The sequence below is a fragment of the Marinobacter sp. V34 genome (genome assembly GCF_055524115.1).
This window is the reverse complement of record NZ_JBUPZY010000007.1, coordinates 69,538-94,621: the sequence shown is the minus strand read 5'-3', so window position 1 is coordinate 94,621 and position 25,084 is coordinate 69,538. Positions and strand designations below refer to the sequence as shown.

Below are 25,084 nucleotides of genomic sequence, written 5' to 3'. Positions count from 1 at the left end.
TTCATGAGTGTGATGGTGAGATTTTTGATCAACGTGGCAGCTGCTTTCTTCCTGCCGGTTTTCGCTGCTGCAAACACCGTTGTCACCGTGGGTGCTACAGGGTCGGATCGGGACGCGGCTATCGATAGGGCTCTGAGTAAGGCTTTGGTTGAGGCGCTGGGCAGTCAGGTGTTTTCAGTAACAACAATGAATGGCGACCGGTTTCAGTCAATGGCTACAGCTGTGAGCAGTGGCCGGGTCAACAGCTACGACCTTTTAGAAGAGCGGGAAATCTTTGACGGGGTGCATGTGCGCCTGCAGGTGACTCTGGCTGAAAAAGATATCGCCGGGATCGTACCGGAGGAAATAAAAACGTGGGATCAGCGAATTGAGAATGTGCGGAGTTGGGATCAGGCTCAGAAGTCTGTTGGCGAGTATCGGCGCCTCTTGGATGAGTTTCTGGTCGGCCCGCGGCATCAATTTAACGCGGGTTATGCCGTCGTACTCCGATCCTATGATGTTTCGGCTGTCGACGCGCACCAGATCAAAGGAAGTATCTATGTCGATATCATCGTGAATCAGTCCTGGTGGGATACCTACTATCGGCTGGTTCGCACACTTGCTCCCCAGGGCAACCAGGTAATACAGGAAGGACCTCTGAAGGTTTTCAACGACACTGCTGCCGTTGATCGTGCCTTGAGTCGCCGAGTGGATAAAAGCCTGCGATACGACCTCGCTCACCCTCTGCCGGTGCGCCTATCAGTTGGCAGGAACGTGGCTAACTTCATTCTCTATAAAAACGCTCTGCTGGTTTCCGCTCAACCAATGACTGAGGATTCCGCGCAGACGGATTACCAAAGATCACAGGCAATCAGCGGAGAGATATCGCTGACGAAGGGCAATGTCGTCAGCGGTGACGCCGAACTTGATAAACGAAAATCCGACCTGCAATGCGGCTCCGTCGAGCGAGGTGCGTCTGCGGTCTACTGTGGCCACCGCTTCACAGTGAAAATCCTGTTTGAGGCAGACAACGAAGCTGAGGTGATACAGATCATGCGGCGCGGTGTAAAAGCCGAGCTTAGCCTGTATGGAAATCACGTCTGCGAGCATGATTGCTATCTGCTAGACGAAGATCCAGCAGATGATTCAGATGCAAATGAATTGTTGAAGAAGTTCCTTTTGAAGTACAGGCAATAAGTAGGGCTGCAGGATGAGTTTGGTGTTTCCAACGTGCGAACGAGAGGGTAGCAGTATGACGAACAGTGTTTGGGGCGTGATAGCGGCAATACTGCTAGCGGTGTCTTTTCCAGCTTCCGGATGGGACTTTGATCAGACTCGGGCACGCGACATTATGGACAGAGCTGCAAATGACGGGGATTCCACGGCCAGGCTGCTCGTTGCTATGGCACTGGATGAACGGATTGATACGAGCTTCGATGATTATGAGTTCCGGTTGCCACCATCAAAAGATCCGAAGCAGCTGTATATTCGGTGGCTTGATCATGACCACATCTACTCCAATTTAATGTATGTGTCGAGAAAGCACGCGTCGAAGGCCACTCTGATGGTTTATGCGCTTCAGGGTACGTTTTCCCTATGGAATCGCAGGTACGCGAGGGCAGCGCTTTACTACCGAGCGGCGGAACAAATAGGCGAGAAGTTGATTCAAAAAGATGGGTTTGGGCCGGACCTGGCTGTTCTCACTTACGATGTCCGAGCAGGCAAGGTGGCCGCAATGCGCTGCAGTGGCGACACCCCACCGCAGGATACCACCTATAAAATTGATAAGATGTTGGCAGGCCTGGAGCGAACATCGCAGATCGCAAAAGATTACCGCGCATACATACAGTATCACTCAGTCGGAAAGCCAAATACGTTGGGATTGGAAGACTCAGGATGCTGGGCTGGGGCAGCCTCTGGCGCTGCCGTGGTTTATCCTTTGGCGCCGTTTAATTATGAAAAGAACACATCTAAATACGTGGGACTAGATTACTGACTGGCGTTTTCGACGCCGGGATTAATCGGGGTTTTTCCGTTCTTGATTGCGAGAGTGCAGGCACCACCCGGTAAGGATGGCTGCACCAATTATGCCGATGGCCATGGCGGTCAAAACTCCTGTCTCGATCGTCATTTGATCGGGTCCCCCACCTTTTTCCCAGCAGCGTGAATTTCGTCAGGATGATTCTGACATTTTTGGTGAGGGAGTACATCAGCTGGTTGCCGGTTTGTGCTTACCTTCATTAGTTCACTCCTTCTTAGTATGGAGTTTCTTAGTAAGGGGCCTTGTGATCGGGTGTTGGCTTATCGGTTGTTTGGCAACCCGTTGCGGGGAAATCGGCCCCCGGTTAAAGCCGGATTTGCAGGGGCCAGTGATCTGCTTAAGAAGCTCCGAATGGAATTGGCTCGTAAACATGTGGGCTTCAGTAAGCCCGTCTTGCAAGTTACTGCAATTAGCAAGAGGGCTCACTGAGTAGTGATTTAGTCAATTTCTACAAGTGCAATTTCTGTATCTTGGTTCATGACGGCCCACCATCTCCCGTTATACTGGGGTTCTACCCCGTGACAGCGGACAGGCCCAAAAAGAGGCTGGGGTGTGTCATCCGTATCGGGGGTGCTCCAGCGAGTGAGCTGGGCGCTATCCCCAAATCTGAATGTTCGCTTTGCGACCTTTCCGTACACCCCTTTTATTCCATTTGTAACGGGTTCAGGTCAGAGGTATCTGACGCTGGTTGATTGACCATAAGGCGGATGCAATCCTGGCCTTTTCCGTGTCCGGCCCTTACTTGCGATTCCAAGCTTGCCCATCTTCGTCCGTAAGTGGTTTTAAAGAGGTTCGGAAAATTGTAATCCGAAAGGTCCAGCGGCCGTCTGAAGTCCGAGCTTTGTCTTTTTCATCCTCTTTTACCAGATATCCCGCGCGCTGCAAGTCTCGAAAGATTCTTTGTTGAACTACTTTTCCGATATTAAAATGTCGCCTGATTTGGGCGGCTCTGACGATCCAGTCTTCGGGCATAGACAATAGGAACACCAGGACCCCCAATGCTTCTGGCGATAGGCGGTGATCCCGCAATGTGTCGTTCGGAATGCATGCGTAGTGAGATGTCAGTTCGTCTTTTCTAATAGCCATCTGTGGTGTAACTCCAAAAGTTTCAGGTAATGCTCCAATTGATTCGAAAGCAATTGAGCTGTTGTGCGCTAAGAAGGTGGAAGTAAACGTCGCAACCGCGCAGTGGCTAAGATAACGGTTTGCAAACCTCGGCACTGACAACACGCCGGCACAAAACCAGCAGCGTTCTGCACGCAAAATATTTGTGAGGTGTTAAAGGGTGGGGACTATCTGATTAATACGAGATTTCATCGAGCCGATGGATGCGATGAGCTGAAAACCACCCAAAAAATGAAAATATAACTTATTGATTGGAAAGGACTTTACTATGCCCGAATGAGCGTAAATTATTTGTCAGGAAGGTTGTTTAAGTATATGTATTTAAAGAAGAAAAGTGATTCAGGAAGTTCGTCCTGCAACTCCGTGTACGCCGGTTCGATTCCGACCCGCGCCTCCATTACCTTATTGAAAACAACGGTTTACGGTCAGAGAGTCGATCTGTCCAACATTAAACCAACATCCTGAGTTTGATTCACTGACCCCTTAATTTAGCCCACCGTCGGGCCAAAACAACTTAAGGGAATGTGACCATGAACAAATACTCGCCGAAAATTGATGAAGTCAGAGCGCACGTACTTGATACCGAGTCGTTGCTGCACTTCTTGTGTAACCGTGAAAACCTGAAGGCCGTGCTGGCCCACGGAAGCCCAGAAGTTCCCATAGGGGGCCATGCTTGATGGCGCTTACAAATCGATCTCTGAGGCCAACGGGGCTTGCATTGAACTCGAAGAGGTCCGTGATGAAGACTTCCGCGCAGAGTTCAAAGAAACCGCGATCCAGGCGCTCGATAAGGCCGGTCAAACTGAGGCCGGAGAAAAGCCAGCAAAGCCCGAATCATTGCCGGCGGCAATCATACCGCCCAATGCTGCTGAAGATTTCGACACCCTGGACGAGATCTACGCCCAAACCGGCGCATTGCTCACGATGCTGTTCACCTATATCGGCGAGGTTGGACCCCATGGAGAGGAACTACACCCGCACGTTATCCAGAACTATATCTGGCAGATCCAGAGCAACAATAAGCGAGCTGCGCGTCTTTCCGATGAAATTTACAGGGGCCTGAAGCAGGGAGGCAGCAATCATGCGTAACCAGCGAATAGAACAAGCTAAAGCTTTCCGGAATGAACACGGTCACCAGGGCGGCCATGTGGTTTTCTTCGGTGATGAAATTGCTGGATGGACCCTGCATCTAGATCGGCCGTCCGCCTGGGTCCCGGGGTGCATTGCAGTGGATGGATCCGGCAATGAATATCGGGCTACCGGGGGCGACGATCAAAACGGCGCTTTAACTTGGGAATATTATTTCGTGAGCAACCGGGCAAGGCCTTTTGTTCCGGTATCGCCCGAATTCGGCACCGAGGAGGAGGCAGAGAGCTGACTTGCTCAGCATGGTGATGGGTCAATGCGGCTCGTCAGTGCCGGGCATCTGTAGCTCAGTGTGGCCTCGGAGACGGGGCTATCCATCTGCTCAGAAATAGGAGTACCAATTATGGAGCGAGATAAAATAGCGCTGCTGGAGAAAGTCGTCGATCTGGCGCTGGATGTTCTGATGTCCAGAGACTCAGATGCAGGGTGGCAAAATTCCGGAATACTCGGTCGGATTCAGGAGTGCGGCGGGGCTCTTCCAAAAGGTCAGGCATCAGACGTTGCTGTGTGGAGAAAGGGTCGGATGCTGGGGGACTGGAAGCCGAAACACCGGCAGGCGCTGGCGTTGCTGGACAGGCTGTCACCAGACCACCGCCAGGCGGTTCTGGTTCACCGCGCCTATCTCAAGCGCACCACGGTGACGATTGATCCGGAAACGGGGGCGCGGGGTCTCACTCGCTGGACGCTGGAAAAGATGGCTGAAGAACTTGGAATCTCGGTCAGCGCGTTCAGGTCCAGGGTGGGGCGCGGGTATGAGGTGCTGTCTGAGTTTCTGCAGGTGCCTGAAAATAGCACTGCGGAGTGAGTCAGAGCCCCGGCCAGCCCGGGATTTGTGTTTTATACCCGTGTAACCGGCCCCGGGGATCTAGGCTGGTTACTACCTGCTATTACATTGCAAAGCCGCTCACACCTGCCTGACCAGACTGCAGGTGTGAATCGCTTTTCCATGGTTTTCAGGTCTACGCCATCGGCGCATACCCTTCAGGGCTTCCCGCTAACTGTGGGGTTTTCCCGGTTCCACCAACTGTGTAATAGCACCCGATGAACGGATTTTCGGTGGATGAAGAAGATCTGCGTCATGTGGCGGGCCAGCCTTACGGGCGCGCGCGGCTTTTCCTCAGCTTGAGGATGACTACGAAACTTTCGTAGTCCTCGGGCAGGGTTCATCCCTGAGCTAACATGGCTTGCAGAGGTTGCCGGATTGCCGAAAGGCGCCGGGCGATACCTCCTGCCGCGTATTCGAATTCCTTGTGCTACGCTCAAAGCTATTGCTGAATGTTTCAGTTTCCTTGGCAAACCCCGATTCAGTGAGGGACCAGTGACAAAAATTGATAGCAAGGGAGTGATCGCCGGGGGCATCGTCTGGCTGGCCCTCATGGCCATGAGGGCTGCAAAAATGGCTTGTATCGACGCCAGGTCCTGCGGTGGGGAAGATTTCGTGTTGTACGGGCTCATGGGCATTGGCATGCTCTGCCCCTCATATTTGATGGCGGCCATCCTTTCGAGATGACAGAAGAGCCTGAAAACCGTCTGCCGGGTTGTAATTTACCCAAGGCAAACAGGCTTTCAAGGCGTAAACCACTGAGGGTTCGAGAGGAGTGGCGATCAATGATTAAACAACAACTGGTCCGAGAAAATTCTCGGTGTTCAGTGTTAGCCATTAATGATTAGGTGGTAGCTATGTTTCGAAATTTGATGCTTTTTTTATGGTCTTTTCTCTATCGGTAGTGCCAAACGCATTGGCCAGTGAAGACGATCAGAATTTTGAGAGCATTTTCTACAGTGCGTTTAAGACGGTAGAGAGGTTCGGGCTGATCAATGTTTCCCTGGAGGGATCGGCCGAAAATATTGGATTAAAAAAGATGATCTGACCGATTATCTGCGACTAAGGTTTAAAAATAGTTTTGCCGGAATGGTTCAAGGAACCAGAGAATTTATTTGAGACGTTTCAAGATAAAGACAAGGCGAGAAAAACAGGAAATATCAATCTGAAAGTATGGACTGTCGGAGAGGATTACCCCGTCGCTTACCATATTTCAATTAAATCGGGTAACCTGGAAAGCAGTCGCGAATATGAAAATGCGCGCTTGGGTTATGGTTCGAGCGGGAGTGTTCCTGAGTCAGTTCGCGAGTCAATATCGAAATTAATTGATGATTTGGCCGTTTCCTTTTTCAAAGCCAGGGGTGAAATATAATAAGAGTGGATAGTTAGTTTACAATTGCAAATTATTTGATAGTCACATTCTTGATGTATACATACCCGGTGAATGTGCCGTCCTGAATCCTGTCGATTCCCCCGGAAAAGTTGATCACATCCTCTCTCGAGAGCTTCAGTGCTCCATTATCCGAAACACCCTCCAGGAAGTAATCGGTAAGGGAATTTTCAGACCCATCACTGAGCGTCACGGTGTTGCCCCATGTACCGATTTTAGGGGATGGTTACACTAGGAGTGTCTACTGTACCGGGGTAAGTCCAATCAGAGCTTAGGCACCTGTCCAGATTTCGGGGTCCACTTCATTTTTCTGATTCTTGAGTTTCCATTATAACCTATACATTTCAGCTAAATAATAACCTATAATTAGTCAGCTAATTAACCGAACGATACGCTAGCCGATGCTTTTTGTGCTCCAATGCTTGCGCGGATGGAGTGACTGCGCTGCTTTTGGATGCACAATACTGAGATCGCGTTTGTAAAAGGAAAAGATGCATGACAATAAAAAATTCGGACGCGGACGCGCTAGCAGGTAGTGCCGCGGTGGACGCTGCTCCGCTAACCGGGCTGGATCGCCATTTAGTGAGCAACGCCATCACGGGCTTTCTGTTCGGGGTTACCGGACCGCTGGCGATCCTTCTGACGGTTGGTCAGGCGGGAGGGCTTTCCGAGGCTGATCTGGCATCTTGGATATTTGGTTCTTACGGCCTGAGCGGCGTGCTGACTCTGTATTTTTGCTGGCGCTACCGTCAGCCCTTAGCCATGGCATGGACGATCCCCGGCGCCTTGTTGCTACCTGCCGCGTTCGGTCATTTGAGCTTTGCCGAAGTCATAGGTGCCTATTGGGTGACTGGATTGCTAATCGTCGTGTTGGGTTGGAGCGGCCTGGTCAGTTGGGTCATGCAGCGGATTCCCATGCCTATCGTCATGGGCATGGTGGCGGGCGTGTTCTTGCCGCTGGGTATTAAGGTGGTTACCGCGTTCACGGACAATGGACTGCTAGCGAGCGTAAGCCTGACTGCCTTTGTTCTGTTTTCGGCGGTGCCCGCACTGGGTCAGCGACTGCCAGCGATATTGGCGGCGGTACTGGCCGGTGGAATTGCCGCTTGGCTGACCGGCGCGATTGCGCCCCTGTCGGAGGCAGCTACTGTGCTAGTCCGCCCAAACCTCTACATGCCGGTATTCTCGCCCACAGCGATGCTGGAGTTGGTCATACCTCTAGCCGTCACGGTGCTGGGCATTCAAAACGCTCAAGGCTTCGCTGTATTGCGGCAAGCTGAGCACGCACCACCGATAAAAGCGATTACGGTTGGCTCGGGGTTAGGCACAATGCTGTTCGCGCTGGTCGGTTCCGTTCCCGCCTGCCTGACCGGCCCCACCAATGCACTGTTGGTCGCGAGTGGCGAGAGGCGGAGGCACTGGATTGGCGGAATTTTCTTTGCCTGCGCAATGATCGCGTTTGGCCTGTTTGCACCCGTGGCCACCAGCTTCGCACTCGCCCTGCCTCTGAGCCTGATCGCCCTGATTGGTGGTTTGGCCATGATCCGTGTATTACAGGGAGCTTTTCAAGCGGCCTTTCGTGGGGAATGTCCTTTGGGCGCCATGGTGGCCTTCGTCGTCTCCACAGCGGGCGTGCCGATTTTCAGCATCGGCGCGCCTTTTTGGGGGCTTGTGTTCGCCTTTGTCACTTCCTGGTTGCTGGAGCGGGAAAGCCTGCGCCGCGCCATCGGCACTAGTGTGCCTTAACAAAATCCGTATAGATAATTTTCCGATCCTGTATAATCTCACAAGCAGACTCAGGAGAGGCAACCATGGCGCGAATAGTTAGCCCCCTTGAAGTGAGCGACTCTGAGCGAAACGAATTGGAGTCATGGCTAAGGCGACAAACAATGCCTGCCTGCCGCTGAACCGTTGCGAGCCCGTATCATTCTCCTGAGTACTAAAGGCCTTCCGGGCATAGTGGTCGGTGAGGGTGAGCGCGTTGGAGTAACCTCCGAAACTGTGAGTAAGCGGTGAAATCCTTTCAAAACACACAGCGTTTCGGGTCTAACTGATGCGCCCAGGTCTGGCCGGTCTTGGACTATAAATAATCAAAAAGTTACTGACTCGGCCTGATTTCACAGCGCTGGATCAAACGAAATTCGCATCGCAGAATACGAGAAATTGAACGTTCGATCAAAGACCACCTGAGGACCTAGAATGAAGACCTAAAGCTATTTGAGCGGAATAGATCTGCCGACCAAATTATTGAGTCAATCGCCAGATTATCAGACAAGCTTTATAAGCAAACGGGCTGCTGTTGAGGAACATTAGGCATGCGCTGATTCCAGTCGCATGGTTTAACTACTTCTATATCCTCCCTTTAATAGAGTGGGGAATGAATCGAATCATAATGTTGGCAATGTACGTCTGCGGCGTAACCAAATATCGAAGCTTGGGCCGCACTGCTTCGAAAGCCTTGTAAACTTTATCCGCGACATCCAACGCACTGGCTGTAAATGGCGTCATTTTGGCGCCTAGCGCGAGTGCTGCTTCCATTGCCTCGAAATTTTCCCGGTGCACTGCGCCCGCCCGGCTAGGTAAGGGCTGTAGAGCGGCCAGGGCATGTTCTCTGAACCGGGTCGCTAAAGGCCCCGGAAGCACAAGCGATACACTTTCCAGGCTTTTGCTGCCCTGTTCATCAAACCAGAAGCTTTCATGGGCCGTGTTCATCGCAGACATCGCGGCACAGTAGGCGCCTTTCATTTGTTGGGGCACGATGGAGAGAACGGAGCTTACGGCGATGACTCGCAAGGGTATGCCTTGTTGTTCGCAGAGTCTCAGTCAGACGGCAGCCAGCTTGATGGGGCCGAATACGTGGGTGTTGAATTGTTTTAGCCACATGGATTAGGAATGATCGCGAAGCGTCCCAAACTGCCCGTAACCGGAGTTGTTGACAAGAACAACCCGCTTGGCGCCTGCAAGTTCGGCGTCTAGTTTGCCCGCAAGCGCTTCGATCGGTTCAAAGGACCCAAGGGCCAGTGCCGTCTCCAGAGCTGCGGACTCAACGCCACTCGGCTGACTGGATAGAGCGATCACCCTATAGTCTTTCCGGGCGAAGAGCGCGCAGGCTTCACGTCGCAATGCTGGCGTTGGCACCGGTTATCAGGGCTAGTTTGGTTATTGCATCAATCCCCAATCCAGTTTTCTTTATCGATGATCGGTTTCAGCTTGTAGCCGAGAAACCGATACTTGCCCCAGTGTTGAAATGCGTTTTGAGTTTCCTTCGGGTCGAACCCTTGATGCCAGAGATAGGCGCTGACTTCAGAGTCGACCGGAAGCGTCTCAAAGTTCCTCATGAGCATCATGGTGTTTACTGCCGCATAGGGGCCAATGCCTTTCAGGGAGATCAGGTAGTCATAGTCAATGACGTCACTAAGCGCTGAACCATCGATTTGGTTGGCTTGATCCTGCAGTAATTGATCGGTCACTGTATCGACGGTTCCGGCTCTGAACCCCAGCTTGCACTCCTCGGCCAATCGCTTGGGCCCAATCGTCTGGAGTTCTCCGGGCTCAGGGAGCAGGCTGTCGTCCAGAGAAACCAATGAGGCGACCATGGATTTGCTCTGTTTCCATGTCGTATTGATGGTGCAAACCGTTTTAATGAAATCCTCAAAGAAGGTGTCGCTGCGCAGAAATCGCCCGCCACCGGACCGGATGAAGCGGGCAATGTCCGGATCGTTGCTGTTGCAAAGCGCGAGAAACTCGGAGGGATCCCAGTCCAGCTGCAGCCAGCGGGCGACGCGTTCGGTGACAGCGTCGGTGCTGGATGAGGAGGTTTCGATCAGAAGCTGATCCTCAGAGGGCTGCTGGACGCGGGCCCATTCTGCGTTGGTGCCTATTCTTACTGTTCTCTCCAGATTCCGACCGTCCCAGTGCCAGGGCACAAGCTGGCACCAACCGTGGCACTCCACCGTCATGCGGAGATTGAAGGGCCGTTGTAGATCCAGGGCAAAGGTATTTGCGATCATGTTTGGTTGCGCTCCATCAAAACAAAACTCAATCTTGCATCCTCAGACGAAATTCACCAATCTGCCGCCCCAAATGCGAGGATGTGGTCTCGTTGTGATGATGTCTTGGTTGTTCATCGGGTGACCTTCAGTTGTTGGGAAAATCATAGCGCCCATATCATTGAGAGGCTGCCAAAGCTGAAATTATCTTTGTTGGTTTGCTCTTCTCCCGTTGTTGCCCGGATGGTCAGCGAGAGTTGCAGCCTGTCCCAATACACCGATGCGCCAATCCCGGCCTGGCCCTGAAGCAGGCTTTCCTGGAACCGGAAGGGCGATGCGTTTTTGTCCAGATAGGAGTAGGGCACCACTTCCAGGCCCAGTCCTATAAAAGCAGACCATCCTGGTGCGCTGTGATCCAGGGCACCTGGCAGTCCGATGGTCGACGAGGTGCCGGCATAGTCGGGGATGAAGTTCATCGGTAGATTGTGCCCGGTTCTCCAGACGGCTGCTGTGGCGAAACTGGTCCGAAAACTCGATAAGGTGGCAGAGCCCACGAGTGACACTTCTTGCTGAGGACCATCCGCGGTACCGTGCGCGACCAGTTTGCGCGCATAAGTGGCCCCCAACCCCGCAGTAACATCGGTACCAAGCTGAGCATCCCAGCCTCGCGGTTCTTCGCTGCCAGTTAGCTTATGGACGAGTTTCTGAGAGGCTTCAGTGCCGCTTTCCGGGCCTATAACGCCGATATGGGCGCCATAGCCGGTAATGGTGTCCGCGTTCCAGCTCCATATTGTTGAGCTTGCGGAGAGATAGCCCGCATAAGGCAGGTCGTTGGTATCTGGTGGCGTGGCCGTGATGTCGGCGGGTGTTACCATAAGTTGCTTCAGGCTGAATGCCAATGCTTGCTGATGGCCGGAGGATGAAAGGCCAGGAAGAAAGTTCAGTGCTCTCTCAGCGGTACGGGCGAGCCTGGCTGATCGCCTGTTCTGGTCTTGAGCCGGTGCTGTCAGATAAGAGATCACCAGGCCATTGGTGTAGCCTCGATCCGAACCTGTTATAAGGTCATTGTCCCATGCGACATTGAGCAAATCGGCCCGCGCGAGGCTGGGCAGTGTGGCGGAAGCAAAAAGCAGAACACTCAGATACTTCCTCGAGTCTTTGTGTTGACGGCTCATCCTTTCTCTCTCTGGGAAATTTTGGGTAATGTGTCTTCATACGCACTTCTCGGACCGATTGCGATGTACCTGTGAAAGTTTACCTGAACAAGATTCTCTGCGGTCTTCCTATCAATTACGAAGCTTTCCTGAAAAAGCTTCCCGATCGGTTCCATTGGCGCCACCGGAATATGTTTGCCACGGAAAAAGTCCAGGCCAACCGGTGGCTGGTTACGGTGCTAGATGAATCAGCGTTCGAGGAGCTTAAGACTCTGGCGGAGGATCCGGTAAGCCGGGTAGACGCCGCGAAAAAGGGTGACTCGCACCGCCATGGCGCCGAGGTCAGTTTTCTCCTGGTTTACCATCAGGGGCTGGCGTCCACACGGCCGGATGTAGCCGTTATCGGGAACGAGTCCGTTGATATGGGTTTTCACCAGGCCCGGTCAGTGCTGATAGTAGAGAACGAGCGGAATTTCTACCAGTACTCTGAGATGCTGAAATTTGCCAATGAGGCAATGGGAGTGCCTTTGCGGCTGCGAAATTGCGATGTGGTGTTGGGCGGTGGCAACCGGGTTACGCGGGGCGCGGTTCTGGATTGGTTGGCCGGCTACGAAGACGTATTCTGCGCATTCGATTATGATGCGGGTGGTCTGCAAATGTTCTCGACGATAGCAGCCGCTCTCGGTAACAAAACCACCTTTGTTCAGCCGCGCGACTGGCAACCTTGGCTGGACCGGTTCTGCAAGGTGCCGGACAGCACCGAGCGGTTTACAAGAGCGGTATCGCTGGCGGAAGGGCTTGGCTTTGTGGCCCTGGCAGAGGCATTTCGATCGACCGGCAAATTCATGGAACAGGAGATGATTCTGGATGAGTGACTCCCAGGGGAGCCCAGGCAATTTCAACTTTGGTATTCGCCGCCTGGTGTTGGTGGATTCCGCCGGCTTCTGTTACGTGGAAATTCCGGTGGATAACCACGGCCTGATTCTGGGGCCGGGCAACCTGGGTAAATCCAGCCTTTTAAACAGCCTGCGCCTGTTCCTGTTGCCGGAAAACAACTTCAAGAACAGCCGCAAGAAATTCGCTTTCCGCAATGCCAGTGCTGGCAGCTTCTACACCAACGAGGAAAGCTACCAGCATTATTTCTCGAGCCAGTTCAGCTTCCTGATTATGGAGGCCGAAAACCCGGCCGGGGTGCATTGCCAGATCCTGTACCGGGACAGCGCAAGCCAGCTCAGTTACGGCCGCGCCTTTGTGCCAGTGGGTTATGACCAGCTGCGGCCGCTGTTCTGGAACGGTGACGATGAAGACGGCATTGGCCAAGCGGTGCCGGAGCTGTCGTTCAGCCGTTTGTCAGAGAACTTAAAAAAGCTCTCCAAAGAAACCCGGTTGGTGAACGATCCCGCCAAGCTCAAGCAGATGCTCTACAGCAGCGAACTGATGAACGCCGATGCGGTGCGTTATTCCGTGCTGCCACTGGGTGAGTCTGATGAGCGACGGGTGCAGTCTCTGCGCACGCTGATCCTGCTGTTGTTTGAAATGAAGGCAGACGATCAGGCCATGTCTAACGCGGTGGCCAGCATTATCGAAGCTGACAAGAAATTTGCCGACGACGCCTTTGATTTCAATATCGACGACTTCCTCAATCGCCACGACCAGTTGAAGCAGCAGCAAACCCAGCTGACACGCATTGAGAAAGAGCGCTCGCGGTTTGAAAAGCTGCAAAAGGACTACCAGGCCTACCAGACGTTGCTCCGCAACCAGCATGACTTTGCCGCTTTTCGGGATGGCGTGACTAACGCACTGCAGGACATTGGCGTGCGACGAAAAGGCGCTGTGGAAGCGTTCAATGAACAGAACGAGACGCTACGCCATGTGCTGCAGGCGCTGAAGAAGCTGGAGCAGGAGGCCAGCGGCCTGAAGGGAGAAATCCGCTCTGCCGACCGTCGGATCAAGCAGGCAGAGCAGAACCAGAAAGATGGCGAGCTTCTGGTGTCCCAATACGGAGAAATGACCCTACAGGAAATCGAGGAGATTCAGAAAGAGGAACTCGAAGGCAAGAAAGGGCACCTGGCCGCCTTGAAGAGTGCCGCCCAGGCGGAGATCCGGCTGGAGCAGATTCAGCGCAACAAGCAGGAACTGGAGCGCAAACTCGACACCCTGAAGGATCGGGAGAGCAAGCAGCAATGGCAGTTGCAGAACCAACTGAACGAGGCCACTGCGGCACCGCTGCGGGCTGTGGACGCCCGTTTGGTGATGGCCAGCCCGGGCCAGGATTTGGACGCCGACAGTAAGGCCACCATTGAAGCTTTTGCCCGGCTGTTTGTGCCCAATGATAAAGGCTTTGACTGGTTTGACTCCGAGTACCAGGCGCAACCGGCCCGGCAGACTGACTTTGCAGAGCAGCGCCGGCATCTTGAAGGCGAGCTACATGGCCTGGAAAAGGAGCGTTCCGAGCTGGCGGACACCGCCAACCAGGAACATGACCGGCCACGGCTGATTGAACGCACGGAAAAGGAAATCCGCGCCATCGAGAAAGACCTGGAAACACTCCAGCGGTACCCGGCGGCAGCCACCACCCTGCGGGACGCCACTGAAGAAAAGCAGGCGGCGGAAGAACAACTGGCGAAACTGGAAGAGCAGGCGCGGCTGGAGCAGGAAAAGCAGGATGCGGTGCAGCAGAAAGCCGCCAAAGCCAGGGCCGAGAAAGAGCGTGTCGAAGAGCGGGAGCGGGAACTGGCAGGCCTCAGCCGTAGCGTAGGAACCGTGGAGCACCGCTTCCCGCATCTGAAAACTGCGGAAGCGGAGCAGCCGTTGGACATTGAACAGGTGTCCGTCGCCGCGTTCGACGACCTGCAAACCCAGCTGGACGACCTGGAAGAACGCCGCCGCAATATCCTCGACCACCTTCGCCAGTTCGTCTATTTGGGGATTCATGAAGACACCGAAGGCGAACTGCAGAAAGACAGCCCGGCGTCATCGGTTATCCGCGAGACGTTCAAAAGCCTGTCGGACCTGTTTGCCGGCATGGCCGAACGATGGAATGTGCTGGAACAGCAGGTGGGTATCCACAACGAAACCGTGGCCAGCTACCGTCAGGCCCTGAAATCCAACCACGAGCACATTGCCCGGTTTGAAGCGCAGCTTAATCGCGAGCTTGATGGCGTACGTATCAACGATTTGGTGGAAATCCGGGTGGACATCCACACCGACCCGAAATTCCGCAATCTGGTGGAAGAAGCCAACAACATCGACCCTTATGGCAACCAGCTGCAGTCCGATGCCTTTTACGACCGCTTGCGGGTGTTTGTGGCGGACTTTTTCGGGGAGCAGGGCGGCAGCAAACGCCTGACCATGGACAGGGTGATCACCGGCATTTCCTACCGCACCCGCAAGGAAAACGCCGCCAACCTCGACAAGAAGGGCCAGTCCACATCTACCACGGCGCTGATCAATCTGGAACTGGTGTACCGGCTGTTAAAACGGGTGTTGTATCCCGGCGTGCAGCTGTCGTTCCCCATGGTGTTGGACGAGCTGGCCAGCGTGGACATCAGCCAGATGCCATCGCTGCTGGAACGATTGCGAAACCAGGGCTTCAACCTGTTTTCCGCCGCCACCCACAGTGCCAGCGCCGAGGTGATTTACCTGATTGGACGGCATCTTGAAGTGGGGCAGATGCGCACGGCACGGCCCTACAGCCCGCAGCGCACCCTGGTGTTCTGGGGCGGTGCCGAGGGGTTCACCAACGGCGAATCGCTCAGCCACTGGGGTGACCAGACCCAGAACAGCCTGCTGGAGCCGGCGGATGAGTAAACGCTTCAGCACCCTGGACACGACCCGGCTGTTGTTCGAACACCCTAAGATTCTGTTCCGGATGATCGAGAAGATGGACCGGAACGAGGCCCGGTACATTCGCGAGAGTGATCTGGTGGCCGAGGTGATGGACTATACCCGCACACTCGGTAATGCCGATCGGGACCGGGTGCGGCTGGCGCTGAACACCGACAATCTGTTCCGCAGCGGCCTGGTGATCGACATCATCAAGGCGGAAGGCGAGCGCCGGCTGGTGTTCCAGGATGCGGTGATCAACCTGATGCGGGCCTGCAATGCGTCGCTGTACCAGGAATTGACCGATGCCAAGCTGAGAGGCCATCTGGTGACCTTGCGCGATTTGCGTAATCGCCTGGAAACCAGCAGTTTCAGTGACGCGGACCCGGACTACACCGAACTGCGGGACGATCTGAACGAACGGGTCAGCCAGCTCATCGGCCTGCTGCGCCAGAACGTGCTGCGCATGCAGACCATCAGCGCGCAGCTTGCGGATCTTTCCGGTGATGCCAGCCGGGCGCCGGAGAAATACCTGGAGTTCCGCCAGAACCTGTTCGAGCAGATCGTTACCCTGTACGAGCGTCACATCAAGCCAACCCTGGTATTTCTCAATCCGGATACCCGGCTGCCCGATGGCAGTAACCTGTTCGAGACCCTGGAAGCCATCGTCCGGTTGCTGGAAAACCACGATGACCAGAGCCTGGCGGACCAGTTGTTCCGGTCCTCCATCAGCCTCAATGCCCTATATAAGCCCATTCAGGCGGTGGCCCAGGAGGTGGAGCATTTCCTGCGTAAGACGCGCCAGGGCATGGTCCAGTACAACGCCATGGAGCATTTCTACGGCAAACTGCGGGAACTCAAGGGCGAAACCGAGACCCTCAGTCTCAAACGGAAGTGGCTGGAAGGTGGAGGCTTTGCCCGCAGCACCGGCTTCCTGATCGGCCTGCGCGCCCAGCAGCGCCCGAAGCATTACGCTTTCGGTGAATCGTCCAGCTACTATCAGTTGTTGTTCAGCGAACTGGACCTGCGCCTGAACGATCTTCGCCGCAAAGCCGAGGTGCCGGTTTTGCAGGAAGTGGACGGCAGCGGCCGCCACACCCGCATTGATGTACAGCGCATCAACCAGCTGTATCAGTGGCTGGAGACCCTGGAACTGCGGCCCACCACGGATCTGGTGCGGGAGCTGCACGGCCGCCTGGACGGCTTTATCCCCGGTTATCGCTTTCCGGATTTGCTGGCGGCCCTGAACCGGCTGGTAAACTCGCCGCCGGAGGGGCTGCAGGTGATCACCACCAACCGTTTTCGAATCCTCGACCAGTCATCCGACAGCGAGCAGTTTGTGTACCGTAAGCGCCGCCTGGAGCAACACCATGCCTGAATTCTCTGACGCGATGGAAACCACCAAATCCACGGACCATTCCCAAAGTTCGAGCACCTTCGAGCAGATCCTGCCGGCCCACAGCGCTGCGATCTATCGGGAATTCCAGGCCGGTCGGGTGATTGTGCGTGACCTATGGGACAGCAACCGCTCCGAGTTGCGCGCCAATCCGCTCTACAATCTGTTGTACAACCATCTGTCCCACTTCCGAACCTTCTATGAACACCTGGGCAGCGAGCTGGTATTCAACGAAACCGGCGCGTTTTTCTTCCTCAAGGAAAGCAGTGACGACGAGAGCGAAGAGCACGATGAGAATGCCTTTCGGGTACAGGTGATCTTGCTCCTGATCGGGCGTTATTTCGCTCGCAGTGGTCGGGATTTGGAATACCTTGGCCGTCCGGATGCCGGACTGAATGAGCAAGATCTCGAGGTGCTGGCGAGCGACGAGGAGTATCAGGAGATTCTCAGAGCGGCGCGCTTTGAAAGAGGGTTGCCAGAGGCCCTGGATTACCTGGATAAACGCAATCTGCTGTTCCGCGCCGGGGCCGGCCGCTGTTTTCTGAGTTCTGCGGGGCTCTACTTTCTGGAGGAACTGGTTCGGGAATATGAGCGGGGGTAGAAGCTAAATTGATTCAATAAAGGAGAATTAAATGTCTGGCTCCCTATCTCACTTGCGTGTCCTCGATCTCTCCAGGGTATTGGCTGGCCCTTGGGCGGGCCAGATTCTTGGGGATCTGGGCGCAGAGGTTATCAAGATTGAGCGGCCCAAACATGGTGATGACACTCGCTCGTGGGGGCCCCCTTATCTTCAGGGAGCTGATGGCAACGAGGAACTTTCTGCCTACTTCCTGACCGCTAATCGCAACAAGCAGTCACTGGCGGTGGATATTGCTCATCCTGAAGGGCAGGAACTGATTCGAAAACTGGTCGCAGAATCGGATGTCATCCTTGAAAACTTCAGGGTGGGCGGGCTTAAGCGTTATGGTCTGGATTACGAAAGCCTGAAACGTATCAACCCCAAACTGATCTACTGCTCAATCACCGGATTTGGCCAAGATGGCCCCTACGCAAATCGACCGGGCTATGACTTCCTGATCCAGGCCATGGGTGGGCTGATGAGCATCACCGGGCAACCGGACGGCGAGCCCGGCGCCGGGCCGATGAAAGTCGGTGTCGCACTGACGGACATTATGACCGGGCTGTATGCCACGATTGGTGTGCTCGCTGCGCTCAGCCACCGTGACCGGACGGGGGAGGGCCAGTATGTCGAGGCCGCGCTGCTGGATGTACAGGTGGCCTGCCTGGCCAATCAGGCCATGAATTACCTGACGACGGGGCAAGCGCCAGGGAGGATGGGTAATGCGCATCCCAATATCGTCCCGTATCAGGATTTTCCTACCGCAGACGGCAACATGGTGCTAACGGTCGGTAACGATGAGCAGTTCGCCCGGTTGTGCGATGTTCTTGAGCATCCGGAGTGGGCGAGCGATGAGCGTTTTGCGACGAACCGGGCCCGAGTGGCGAATCGCAAGGAACTGATTCCCAGGCTACGGCAGGCCACGGTGATGCGGCCTACTCAGGAATGGGTGCAGATTCTGGAGCGTTCAGGGGTGCCCTGCGGGCCGGTTAACACACTGGATCAGGTATTTGACGATCCGCAGGTTCTGGCGCGGGGCATGAAACAGTCTGTTCCACATCCCGACCTGGGCGATGTGCCGACGGTTGGCAATCCGATCAGGTTGAAGCTGACGCCGGTAAGCTACAGGACGGCGCCTCCGCTGCTGGGGGAACAGTCAAAACAGGTCCTTGAGAAGATTGCCGGCCTCTCTACCGTTGAAATAGAGGGCCTCATGGAGCGCGGCGTCATCTCGTGACCCGCTATTGCGTCAGCTTTCCTCAGCCAACGCAACCAGATCGGATCGTATCGCCTCCACACTGACCTCCGGCCTGATCAGTAAGCGCGCATTCCCTTCGCGATCAAACACATAGACGGCCCCACTGTGGGAAACGTTGTAATTGCCCTCTGCGTCCGGTTCGTCGTAGCCGAAGGTGGTTCGATAGCGTTTGCTCAGTTCCCTCAGCGCTGGCTCGTCTCCAGTCAGGCCGATGGCCCGGTCGCTGAAAAAGCTTACATAGCTGTCGATGCGTTCGGGGGTATCCCGTTGTGGGTCCACGCTGACGAAGACAATCCGTGTGTCCTCCCGCAACTCTGCCGGCAAATCCTTCACCGCCCTGGACAGTTTCTGGAGCGTCGCGGGGCAGATATCGGGGCAGGAGGTGAAGCCGAAGAACAGCATCCGGATAGTGCCGTCGGTTTGCGCGGCAGTCACTGTGTCGCCTGAGGTGCCTGTCAGTTCAAAGGCCAGTTCCGGCATCAGGCCGCTGATGTCCTTGCCATTCCAGTTTTCATTGTCACCAAGACACCCACCGAGTATTACGACGGACACAATCAAGGCCATGGCTGAAATTATTCTACGAGAGCACCTGCAGAACCGGTTTTTCATGAATGGCTGACCTTCAGTTTTTCGTTATAGGGCGACACCTTGCCATCTTGCCTCATGGCGCGTCGAAGGATAATCAGTATGCCGAGAATGCTCATCATGGCCGGGGGAATCCAGGTCAGTAGGCCTCCCAGCAATTGGTCGGTCTCCGGCGGCATTGGCCAGGCACGGCCGCAGACTTCGTATACGTCGTACACCATGCCTCGTGAGAACACGATGGTGGCGCCCAGAATCATCTGGGGTATCGCGACCAGGGCCAGCAGCAGGATGCGTTTTCCGTAGCCCAGAGCGTCGCTGATGACGGGCGAGCGTGGGTCGAAGATCAACCACCAGAACAGCATGCCGTCCAGTAGCATGCTCCAGTTCATCACCCAGTAGAGATCCCGGCTGAGCATGGCGTCGAAGTGAATGGGCGGCCAGAGCCAGAAATAGATCAGGCCGACAAATAAGAAGGAAGCAATTGCTGGATGTTGAAGGAATCGGTACAGCCACCCCACGGGTGTTAATGCCTTCCTGACTCCCGGTTTGATCAGGCTGTATAAGAATCGCATAACGGGCAGAGGGTTGGACAGTGCAATCAGGAACGGCCCCAGATGGTGAAGGATCAAGTGCTGTCCCCGGTGTACAAAGAACATGTACTGGGAGTAGTAATCGAACCGAGTCTGCATCACGCCATAGCAAAGCATCACGCCCAGCACGAACACCATTATTCGACCGCTTCCGGGGCGCTCGTCCTCGGGCATCCTGGCCAGGCCATATCCGTACAGCGCCAGAACGAGCACGAAACTCAATATCGTGAGCGGCGAAAAGTCATAGGGTACGAGGTAATCTAAGGCCGACATCGGGCTTGCCTTTGTGCTCTGGGGGCTGAACCGGGTGATTGTTGTTGTAACTGACCCAGAGTTTTACCGGACTGTGTTCTAAATTCAAGAGATTGTTCGGTTTCCTGTGCTAATCGGGATAGCCGGTAATATCGCGGATTTTTCGGTACAGCGGCTGCAGCTGGGGGTACATTTTCAGGTATACCTCGCGATACAGGCGCTCATAGAGTTGCTGGGTGTCGGCTTGAGGATGAAACACATCACCAACGCGGGTCATGGCGTTCACCGCCGTTTCAAAATCCGGGTGTAGCCCCAGACCAACGGCGGCGTCGATGGCGGCGCCAAGACCGGAGGTTTCGTAGGTGTGAGGCCGCTCCGCGGGCAGCCCGAAGACGTCTGCGGTCAGTTGCATGGCGGCGTCGCTCTGGGAGCCACCTCCGGCGACTCTCAATCTGCGAATAGGAACGCCGCTGCGTTTCTCGATCCGTTCCTTGCCTTCGCGAAGGGCGTAGGCCAGGCCTTCCAGTATGGCGCGGTATATGTGGGAGCGGGTATGTACGTCGCCAAACCCGATGATGGAACCCTTGGCTTCCGGCCCGGGCTGGCGAACCCCGGGTGACCAGTAAGGCTGCAGCATTAACCCCATGGAACCAGCCGGGACGGCCCGAACCAGTTCGTCGAAGAGCGCTTCCGGTTCCACGCCTTGCTGCTCGGCCAGTTTCCGTTCCCGCAGCCCGAACTCCCGTTTGAACCAGCTCACCATCCAGAATCCCCGGTAGATCATCACCTCGGTGGAATAGTGGCCGGGCAGGGCGGAAGGATAGGGTGGCATCATGCGCACCGGTTCCAGGTAGCGTTTGCTAGTGGTGTTGATGGTGGCGGTGGTGCCGTAGCTCATGCAGCCCACCTCTGGTGTCAGGCCACCGGAGCCGAGGATTTCGCAGGCTTTATCCGACGCCGCTGCAATGACCGGCAGTGGCCCCGGCAGGCCAAGGTGTCGGGCCGCGTTTTGGGTAAGATCGCCAATCTTATTGCCGGGCTTAACCAGTTCCGGCAGCATGTCACGGCGAACGGGCATGGTAAGCCATTTGAAATCCCGCTGGCGGGCCCATTGGTGGCGCTTGTAGTCGAAGGGGATGTACCCCACCTGACTACCCACGGAATCTTTGAACTCGCCGGTCAGACGGTAGTTCAGGTAGCCTGACAGCAAAAGAAAATGCCGGGTGGCAGACCAGATGTCAGGCTGGTTCTGGGCAATCCAGTTGGCCTGGGTTTTCTCGCGGAAACGGTCAACGGTGGGTTTCAGCCGCAGCAGCTTGAACAGCCAGCCCCATAAGCCGGGCACAGGCCCTTCAACCCGTGCGTGACGCTGGTCGAGCCAGATGATTGCAGGTCGAAGTGGCTTGCCGTGCTGATCCAGGTTAACGACAGTGCCCCGCTGGGTTGTGACGGTGACCCCGGCTACCCGGTCCGGTTTCGCGATTGTGTTCTGCCATAGCAGGTCACATGCCTTACCCAGATTTTCCCAAAAATACTCCGGATGTTGTTCTGCCCAGCCCGGCTGTTCGGAGAAGTAGGGCTCGATGTCCTGCTTGCCCTTGCCGATGAGGTTGCCCTGAGTATCGAATAGCAGGGCCCGAACGCTTTGGGTGCCGTTGTCGATGGCTAGAATCAGTGGCTCGGTTACGCTCATTTCATCGCTCCCGGTGCGGGCGGAAGCGAGTAGCAGGCCCGCCAAAGATCCAGGTAGCGTGTTTCTTCCTGCTCCCAGGTGGTGTCATCCCAGGCCAGGATGGGTTGGCACAGGAAACGTATGTCCGGGAGCAGGTCTTCGCCGCCTTTTGGAAGCACCAGCCCAAGCCGGGTGCGGCGCAACATCAGGTCATCCAGGTGGACCACGCTGGTGTTGGCTGCGGCCCAGGCTAGCTCTGCCCAAAGAGTATCGGTACTGGCGATGGTATTATGGCCGCCCGCTTGCAGGACCTCTGCCAGAGCAGGACCGTAAAAGCCCGCTAATCGATGCCAGTTCCGATGGCTGATGGCTTCGGGACGTTTAAGGTCCGGGGGCGGTGTGAATTCCGGCAGTGCATCGTTCCTGAGTCGAAAGCCCGGTATTTGCCCCCGTTCGAGTACTTCCCGAGCGATAAGCCGAAAGGTGGTTAACTTGCCACCGGCGACACTGATCTGGCCGTCGTCGGACCAGATCACATGCTCCCTGTTTTCCTGGGAGGGCTTTCGTGTTCTCTCTTTTTGCGTGACTACAGGACGCACTCCGGCCCAGGTGGCTATCACGTCACGTTCGGAGATGGCGCTGGCAGGAAACAGCCTGGAGGAGACTTGTAATAGGTAATCCAGCTCCTCCCGGGTGATGGCGGGCTCGCGAGACAGCGTGTCTTGGTGGTCCAGGTCCGTGGTGCCCAGTACCGTCGCGCCTTGCCACGGGAAGGCGAATACCGGCCGACCGTCTTCGGGATGAAAGAGAGAAACCGAACAGGACACCGGAAGCCGAGAGTAGGGAACAACCAGGTGGCTTCCCCTCAGGGGGCGTATTCGGGTGTCAGTATGATCGGCCTGCTTAAACTGGTTTGCCCAGGCGCCCGTGGCGTTAATAACCAGCGGGGTGTTGACGATCAAGTCCGGCTTGTGGGCCTCTGTGCGGGCATCCTGAAGGTGAACGCCTGTGACGGCATGAGTGTCATTGTCTCGGAGAACCGCCTGCGCCGACATGTAATTCAGGCAGATAGCACCATCGGTCTCGGCTTCTTCCAGCACTCTCTGCACCAGACGCGCGTCGTCGGTGACCGCATCGGTGAAGCCGCTGGCGGCGACCAGATTGTTGGTGGCTATGCCTGGAACCCACTGCAGTGTTTCCACCGGGCTGAGTCGTTGCCTGGAGGGCTTGCCTGCAATGCGGTCGTACAGGCGTAGCAGCAGTTGGAACAGTTTCGGGCCGGGGAATTGTTTCCGGTAATGGGGCATCACAAAACGCAGGGGATCAATTAGCCCCGGCGCCTCCGCCATCAGGCGCTCCCTCTCCCGCACCGCGTCCCGTGTCAGGCGAAAATGTCCGCTACCCAGGTAGCGCAGCCCACCGTGGATCATTTTCGAAGAACGGCTGGAAGTGCCCCAGGAGAAGTCCCGTTGCTCCACCAGTAAGGTGCTTAAACCGCTGCCGGCAGCCTCGCGAGCAATGCCTGCACCGGTAATACCCCCTCCGATCACAACCACATCAAAGGTGGAATTGCCGCGGGTCAGTTGCTCGAGCTTCTGTTCGCGCGTCAGTGACATTATTTCTGAACCAGCGTCTGTGGATTTAGCAGGCCGGCCGGATCAAAGGTTTGGCAAAGAGACCCGATGGCCAGCATGCCCAGTTCGCCTTTCTCAACCGGCAGGAAGGGGGCGTGGTCCTTGCCAACGCCATGCTGATGGCTAATGGTGCCCCGGTTGTTAACGATAATGGCAGATGTGCTGTCTTTGAGGGTTTTCCAGCGTGCCAGGGTTTCCCCGTAGCTGTCTGCAACCCGGAACACATAGGTGGTGTACAAGCTGCAGCCCTGGGTGTAGAAATGCGAAAGATGGGTGAAAACATGGACTCGCTCGTTATTTTCAATCAGTTGGTTACGAAGGTTTTCTTCAATCAACTTTAAGAGATCGTCAACGTTATCCCAGTCGGTGGCGGTTTCCAGGGTGTCGACGGCGTAACCCAGTTTCCAGAGGGCTTCCCGCAGGTAGGGCATGGTGAAGCGCTTGGCCGCCCATTTGTCGCCGAGTTTTTTACCGGTGTAGATGCCACCAAATTCGCGGCAAAGTTCGCGAGTTTCCTTGAGAGCGTTCCGGCACTGGCGTTTGCTGCCGGTGAGGCCGAACGTCATCATGCATTTGCCGTCTTGGGCGCCCCGTAGGCCCAGATAGGACTCCAGCAGACCAATCATTCCGGGGTGGCCGGCAAGAGCAAGCTGGGTTTCTGTCTCCGTAGCGTTGCTCAGGCGCAGCATCGAGAGCTGGGTGCGATTCTGAACCAGCTTGCGACAGGCTGTTCGAGCCTTGTCCCAAGAGGGAAAGAACACCACATGGAAGCTTTCCTGGGCCGGCAATGGCGTGACGCGCACTTTGACCTCGGTGATCAGACCAAGCCTGCCTTCGGAACCAAGAATCATCTCGCGGATGTCCGGGCCGGCACTGGAGGCTGGAATGGTGGGGATGTCCAGCGTGCCTTTCAGGGTTTCGATGCGGCCACCGGCAAACAGCTGTTCGATCCGGCCATAACGGAGTGATTGTTGCCCGCTGGACCGGCTGGCGACCCAACCGCCAATGGTGGACAGCTCAAAAGACTGTGGAAAATGCCCCAATGTATAGCCCAGTGCCCGTAACTGCGACTCCACCAACGGGCCCGGGGTGCCGGCGCCAAACGTGGCGACCTGGCTCTCCCTGTCCAGATCCATCAGGCGGTTCATTCGGCCCATATCCACGGTCAGCACGGCTTGATCGCCGGATACCGGGTTGATGTGGCCCGCCACGCTGGTGCCGCCGCCATAGGGGATGAGCGCAATACCGTTTTCGTCAGCGTATTGAAGCAGAGCCTGAACATCCAGGGACGATTCAGGGTAGGCAACACCATCGGGAAATACGCCAAAGTCTCCGCTGCGCATGGCGAGCCAGTCTGCCAGGCTCTGACCGCGAGCGTGGCGCACTCGATCTTCGGCTGCGTCAACAATTGCTGGATGCCGCGGCAGCCTGCTGGCGGGCACCTGAGCGCTGACATGCTCCAGGGACACGTCGGCCAGAGCAGGGGCGCTTCCTATGCGCTCGTCCAGAAATCGCTGCCCTTCGTTGGGTAATTCAAGATTAAACTGGTCATCACCCCAGCCGTTCCAGCGTCGCATGTGGCCGTTCCTCGTCGGTAAGTGTGTGG

At 55.7% G+C, this 25,084-nt stretch carries 23 protein-coding genes; 13 read left to right on the top strand and 10 right to left on the bottom strand.

From position 1 onward, the window contains the following. Positions 1 to 3: 3 nt before the first annotated feature. On the top strand, positions 4 to 1,176 hold the full coding sequence (locus tag AC0B60_RS12890) for a hypothetical protein (protein WP_465086228.1): 1,173 nt from the start codon (positions 4 to 6) through the stop codon (positions 1,174 to 1,176). A gap of 55 nt (positions 1,177 to 1,231) precedes the next feature. Further along, positions 1,232 to 1,975, top strand: coding sequence for a hypothetical protein (locus AC0B60_RS12885; protein ID WP_465086227.1), 744 nt, complete (start codon positions 1,232 to 1,234; stop codon positions 1,973 to 1,975). Positions 1,976 to 2,758: 783 nt separating this feature from the next. Here AC0B60_RS12885 and AC0B60_RS12880 read toward each other — a convergent pair. Then, on the bottom strand, positions 2,759 to 3,106 hold the full coding sequence (locus AC0B60_RS12880) for a hypothetical protein (protein ID WP_465086226.1): 348 nt from the start codon (positions 3,104 to 3,106) through the stop codon (positions 2,759 to 2,761). A 708-nt stretch (positions 3,107 to 3,814) separates the two neighbouring features. Between AC0B60_RS12880 and AC0B60_RS12875 the strand changes: the two genes are divergently transcribed. The 6 genes from AC0B60_RS12875 (at position 3,815) to AC0B60_RS12850 (ending at position 8,250) form a co-directional block, all read left to right on the top strand. Beyond that, the gene (locus AC0B60_RS12875) at positions 3,815 to 4,234 is read left to right on the top strand and encodes a hypothetical protein (RefSeq protein ID WP_465086225.1); all 420 of its coding nucleotides are present in this window, start codon (positions 3,815 to 3,817) and stop codon (positions 4,232 to 4,234) included. Further along, positions 4,227 to 4,523, top strand: a complete 297-nt coding sequence (locus AC0B60_RS12870) for a hypothetical protein (protein WP_465086224.1) — start codon at positions 4,227 to 4,229, stop codon at positions 4,521 to 4,523. The genes AC0B60_RS12875 and AC0B60_RS12870 overlap by 8 nt, the downstream gene beginning before the upstream one ends. A 111-nt stretch (positions 4,524 to 4,634) precedes the next feature. Further along, a complete protein-coding gene (locus AC0B60_RS12865; RefSeq protein WP_465086223.1) occupies positions 4,635 to 5,096 on the top strand; it encodes a hypothetical protein in 462 nt (153 codons plus the stop codon). A 513-nt stretch (positions 5,097 to 5,609) separates the two neighbouring features. Further along, positions 5,610 to 5,801: a hypothetical protein gene (locus AC0B60_RS12860; protein WP_465086222.1), complete on the top strand. Its 192-nt coding sequence runs from the start codon at positions 5,610 to 5,612 to the stop codon at positions 5,799 to 5,801. A 394-nt stretch (positions 5,802 to 6,195) separates the two neighbouring features. After that, on the top strand, positions 6,196 to 6,486 hold the full coding sequence (locus AC0B60_RS12855) for a hypothetical protein (RefSeq protein WP_465086221.1): 291 nt from the start codon (positions 6,196 to 6,198) through the stop codon (positions 6,484 to 6,486). A 513-nt stretch (positions 6,487 to 6,999) separates the two neighbouring features. Beyond that, on the top strand, positions 7,000 to 8,250 hold the full coding sequence (locus AC0B60_RS12850) for a benzoate/H(+) symporter BenE family transporter (protein WP_465086220.1): 1,251 nt from the start codon (positions 7,000 to 7,002) through the stop codon (positions 8,248 to 8,250). A gap of 603 nt (positions 8,251 to 8,853) precedes the next feature. Here the strand turns inward: AC0B60_RS12850 and AC0B60_RS12845 are convergent. The 4 genes from AC0B60_RS12845 to AC0B60_RS12830 all read right to left on the bottom strand — a co-directional run bounded on the left by AC0B60_RS12845 (position 8,854) and on the right by AC0B60_RS12830 (position 11,668). After that, the gene (locus tag AC0B60_RS12845; RefSeq protein WP_465086219.1) at positions 8,854 to 9,225 is read right to left on the bottom strand and encodes a Rossmann-fold NAD(P)-binding domain-containing protein; all 372 of its coding nucleotides are present in this window, start codon (positions 9,223 to 9,225) and stop codon (positions 8,854 to 8,856) included. A 165-nt stretch (positions 9,226 to 9,390) separates the two neighbouring features. Beyond that, a complete protein-coding gene (locus tag AC0B60_RS12840) occupies positions 9,391 to 9,642 on the bottom strand; it encodes a hypothetical protein (RefSeq protein ID WP_465086218.1) in 252 nt (83 codons plus the stop codon). A 29-nt stretch (positions 9,643 to 9,671) separates the two neighbouring features. Further along, positions 9,672 to 10,514, bottom strand: coding sequence for a DNA glycosylase family protein (locus tag AC0B60_RS12835; RefSeq protein WP_465086217.1), 843 nt, complete (start codon positions 10,512 to 10,514; stop codon positions 9,672 to 9,674). Between the two features lie 143 nt (positions 10,515 to 10,657). Continuing rightward, positions 10,658 to 11,668 (bottom strand): lipid A deacylase LpxR family protein, encoded by a 1,011-nt coding sequence (locus tag AC0B60_RS12830; RefSeq protein ID WP_465086216.1) that lies wholly within the window; start codon positions 11,666 to 11,668, stop codon positions 10,658 to 10,660. Positions 11,669 to 11,739: 71 nt separating this feature from the next. Between AC0B60_RS12830 and AC0B60_RS12825 the strand changes: the two genes are divergently transcribed. Genes AC0B60_RS12825 through AC0B60_RS12805 form a run of 5 tightly spaced genes read left to right on the top strand, consistent with a single transcriptional unit; the run spans position 11,740 to position 18,724 of the window. After that, entirely contained in the window at positions 11,740 to 12,522 is a 783-nt protein-coding gene (locus AC0B60_RS12825; protein ID WP_465086215.1) for a hypothetical protein, read from the top strand. Continuing rightward, positions 12,515 to 15,457, top strand: coding sequence for a coiled-coil domain-containing protein (locus tag AC0B60_RS12820; RefSeq protein ID WP_465086214.1), 2,943 nt, complete (start codon positions 12,515 to 12,517; stop codon positions 15,455 to 15,457). The genes AC0B60_RS12825 and AC0B60_RS12820 overlap by 8 nt, the downstream gene beginning before the upstream one ends. Further along, entirely contained in the window at positions 15,450 to 16,850 is a 1,401-nt protein-coding gene (locus tag AC0B60_RS12815) for a hypothetical protein (RefSeq protein ID WP_465086213.1), read from the top strand. The genes AC0B60_RS12820 and AC0B60_RS12815 overlap by 8 nt, the downstream gene beginning before the upstream one ends. After that, the gene (locus AC0B60_RS12810) at positions 16,843 to 17,469 is read left to right on the top strand and encodes a condensin complex protein MksE (RefSeq protein WP_465086212.1); all 627 of its coding nucleotides are present in this window, start codon (positions 16,843 to 16,845) and stop codon (positions 17,467 to 17,469) included. Before AC0B60_RS12815 ends, AC0B60_RS12810 begins: the two co-directional genes overlap by 8 nt. A 31-nt stretch (positions 17,470 to 17,500) precedes the next feature. Then, the gene (locus AC0B60_RS12805) at positions 17,501 to 18,724 is read left to right on the top strand and encodes a CaiB/BaiF CoA transferase family protein (RefSeq protein ID WP_465086211.1); all 1,224 of its coding nucleotides are present in this window, start codon (positions 17,501 to 17,503) and stop codon (positions 18,722 to 18,724) included. A 12-nt stretch (positions 18,725 to 18,736) separates the two neighbouring features. On the opposite strand, the gene AC0B60_RS12800 is transcribed toward AC0B60_RS12805, so the two are convergent. The 5 genes from AC0B60_RS12800 to AC0B60_RS12780 all read right to left on the bottom strand — a co-directional run bounded on the left by AC0B60_RS12800 (position 18,737) and on the right by AC0B60_RS12780 (position 25,055). Continuing rightward, a complete protein-coding gene (locus tag AC0B60_RS12800) occupies positions 18,737 to 19,309 on the bottom strand; it encodes an SCO family protein (RefSeq protein WP_465086210.1) in 573 nt (190 codons plus the stop codon). 41 nt (positions 19,310 to 19,350) lie between these two features. After that, positions 19,351 to 20,193, bottom strand: a complete 843-nt coding sequence (locus AC0B60_RS12795) for a cytochrome c oxidase assembly protein (RefSeq protein ID WP_465086209.1) — start codon at positions 20,191 to 20,193, stop codon at positions 19,351 to 19,353. Positions 20,194 to 20,302: 109 nt separating this feature from the next. Then, positions 20,303 to 21,865 carry an FGGY-family carbohydrate kinase gene (locus AC0B60_RS12790; RefSeq protein WP_465086208.1) on the bottom strand — a complete coding sequence of 521 codons (1,563 nt, stop codon included), beginning with the start codon at positions 21,863 to 21,865 and terminating at the stop codon, positions 20,303 to 20,305. Then, positions 21,862 to 23,460, bottom strand: a complete 1,599-nt coding sequence (locus AC0B60_RS12785; protein WP_465086207.1) for a glycerol-3-phosphate dehydrogenase/oxidase — start codon at positions 23,458 to 23,460, stop codon at positions 21,862 to 21,864. The genes AC0B60_RS12790 and AC0B60_RS12785 overlap by 4 nt, the downstream gene beginning before the upstream one ends. Next, a complete protein-coding gene (locus AC0B60_RS12780) occupies positions 23,460 to 25,055 on the bottom strand; it encodes an FAD-binding oxidoreductase (RefSeq protein WP_465086206.1) in 1,596 nt (531 codons plus the stop codon). The genes AC0B60_RS12785 and AC0B60_RS12780 overlap by 1 nt, the downstream gene beginning before the upstream one ends. Positions 25,056 to 25,084: the final 29 nt, after the last annotated feature.

Excerpts from the sequence above, each read along its gene's own strand:
- AC0B60_RS12890 (WP_465086228.1), top strand. The coding sequence starts at position 4 with ATGAGTGTGATGGTGAGATTTTTGATCAACGTGGCAGCTGCTTTCTTC.
- AC0B60_RS12885 (WP_465086227.1), top strand. The coding sequence starts at position 1,232 with ATGACGAACAGTGTTTGGGGCGTGATAGCGGCAATACTGCTAGCGGTG.
- AC0B60_RS12880 (WP_465086226.1), bottom strand. The coding sequence starts at position 3,106 with ATGGCTATTAGAAAAGACGAACTGACATCTCACTACGCATGCATTCCG.
- AC0B60_RS12875 (WP_465086225.1), top strand. The coding sequence starts at position 3,815 with ATGCTTGATGGCGCTTACAAATCGATCTCTGAGGCCAACGGGGCTTGC.
- AC0B60_RS12870 (WP_465086224.1), top strand. The coding sequence starts at position 4,227 with ATGCGTAACCAGCGAATAGAACAAGCTAAAGCTTTCCGGAATGAACAC.
- AC0B60_RS12865 (WP_465086223.1), top strand. The coding sequence starts at position 4,635 with ATGGAGCGAGATAAAATAGCGCTGCTGGAGAAAGTCGTCGATCTGGCG.
- AC0B60_RS12850 (WP_465086220.1), top strand. The coding sequence starts at position 7,000 with ATGACAATAAAAAATTCGGACGCGGACGCGCTAGCAGGTAGTGCCGCG.
- AC0B60_RS12845 (WP_465086219.1), bottom strand. The coding sequence starts at position 9,225 with ATGTCTGCGATGAACACGGCCCATGAAAGCTTCTGGTTTGATGAACAG.
- AC0B60_RS12835 (WP_465086217.1), bottom strand. The coding sequence starts at position 10,514 with ATGATCGCAAATACCTTTGCCCTGGATCTACAACGGCCCTTCAATCTC.
- AC0B60_RS12830 (WP_465086216.1), bottom strand. The coding sequence starts at position 11,668 with ATGAGCCGTCAACACAAAGACTCGAGGAAGTATCTGAGTGTTCTGCTT.
- AC0B60_RS12820 (WP_465086214.1), top strand. The coding sequence starts at position 12,515 with ATGAGTGACTCCCAGGGGAGCCCAGGCAATTTCAACTTTGGTATTCGC.
- AC0B60_RS12815 (WP_465086213.1), top strand. The coding sequence starts at position 15,450 with ATGAGTAAACGCTTCAGCACCCTGGACACGACCCGGCTGTTGTTCGAA.
- AC0B60_RS12810 (WP_465086212.1), top strand. The coding sequence starts at position 16,843 with ATGCCTGAATTCTCTGACGCGATGGAAACCACCAAATCCACGGACCAT.
- AC0B60_RS12805 (WP_465086211.1), top strand. The coding sequence starts at position 17,501 with ATGTCTGGCTCCCTATCTCACTTGCGTGTCCTCGATCTCTCCAGGGTA.
- AC0B60_RS12800 (WP_465086210.1), bottom strand. The coding sequence starts at position 19,309 with ATGGCCTTGATTGTGTCCGTCGTAATACTCGGTGGGTGTCTTGGTGAC.
- AC0B60_RS12795 (WP_465086209.1), bottom strand. The coding sequence starts at position 20,193 with ATGTCGGCCTTAGATTACCTCGTACCCTATGACTTTTCGCCGCTCACG.
- AC0B60_RS12790 (WP_465086208.1), bottom strand. The coding sequence starts at position 21,865 with ATGAGCGTAACCGAGCCACTGATTCTAGCCATCGACAACGGCACCCAA.
- AC0B60_RS12785 (WP_465086207.1), bottom strand. The coding sequence starts at position 23,460 with ATGTCACTGACGCGCGAACAGAAGCTCGAGCAACTGACCCGCGGCAAT.
- AC0B60_RS12780 (WP_465086206.1), bottom strand. The coding sequence starts at position 25,055 with ATGCGACGCTGGAACGGCTGGGGTGATGACCAGTTTAATCTTGAATTA.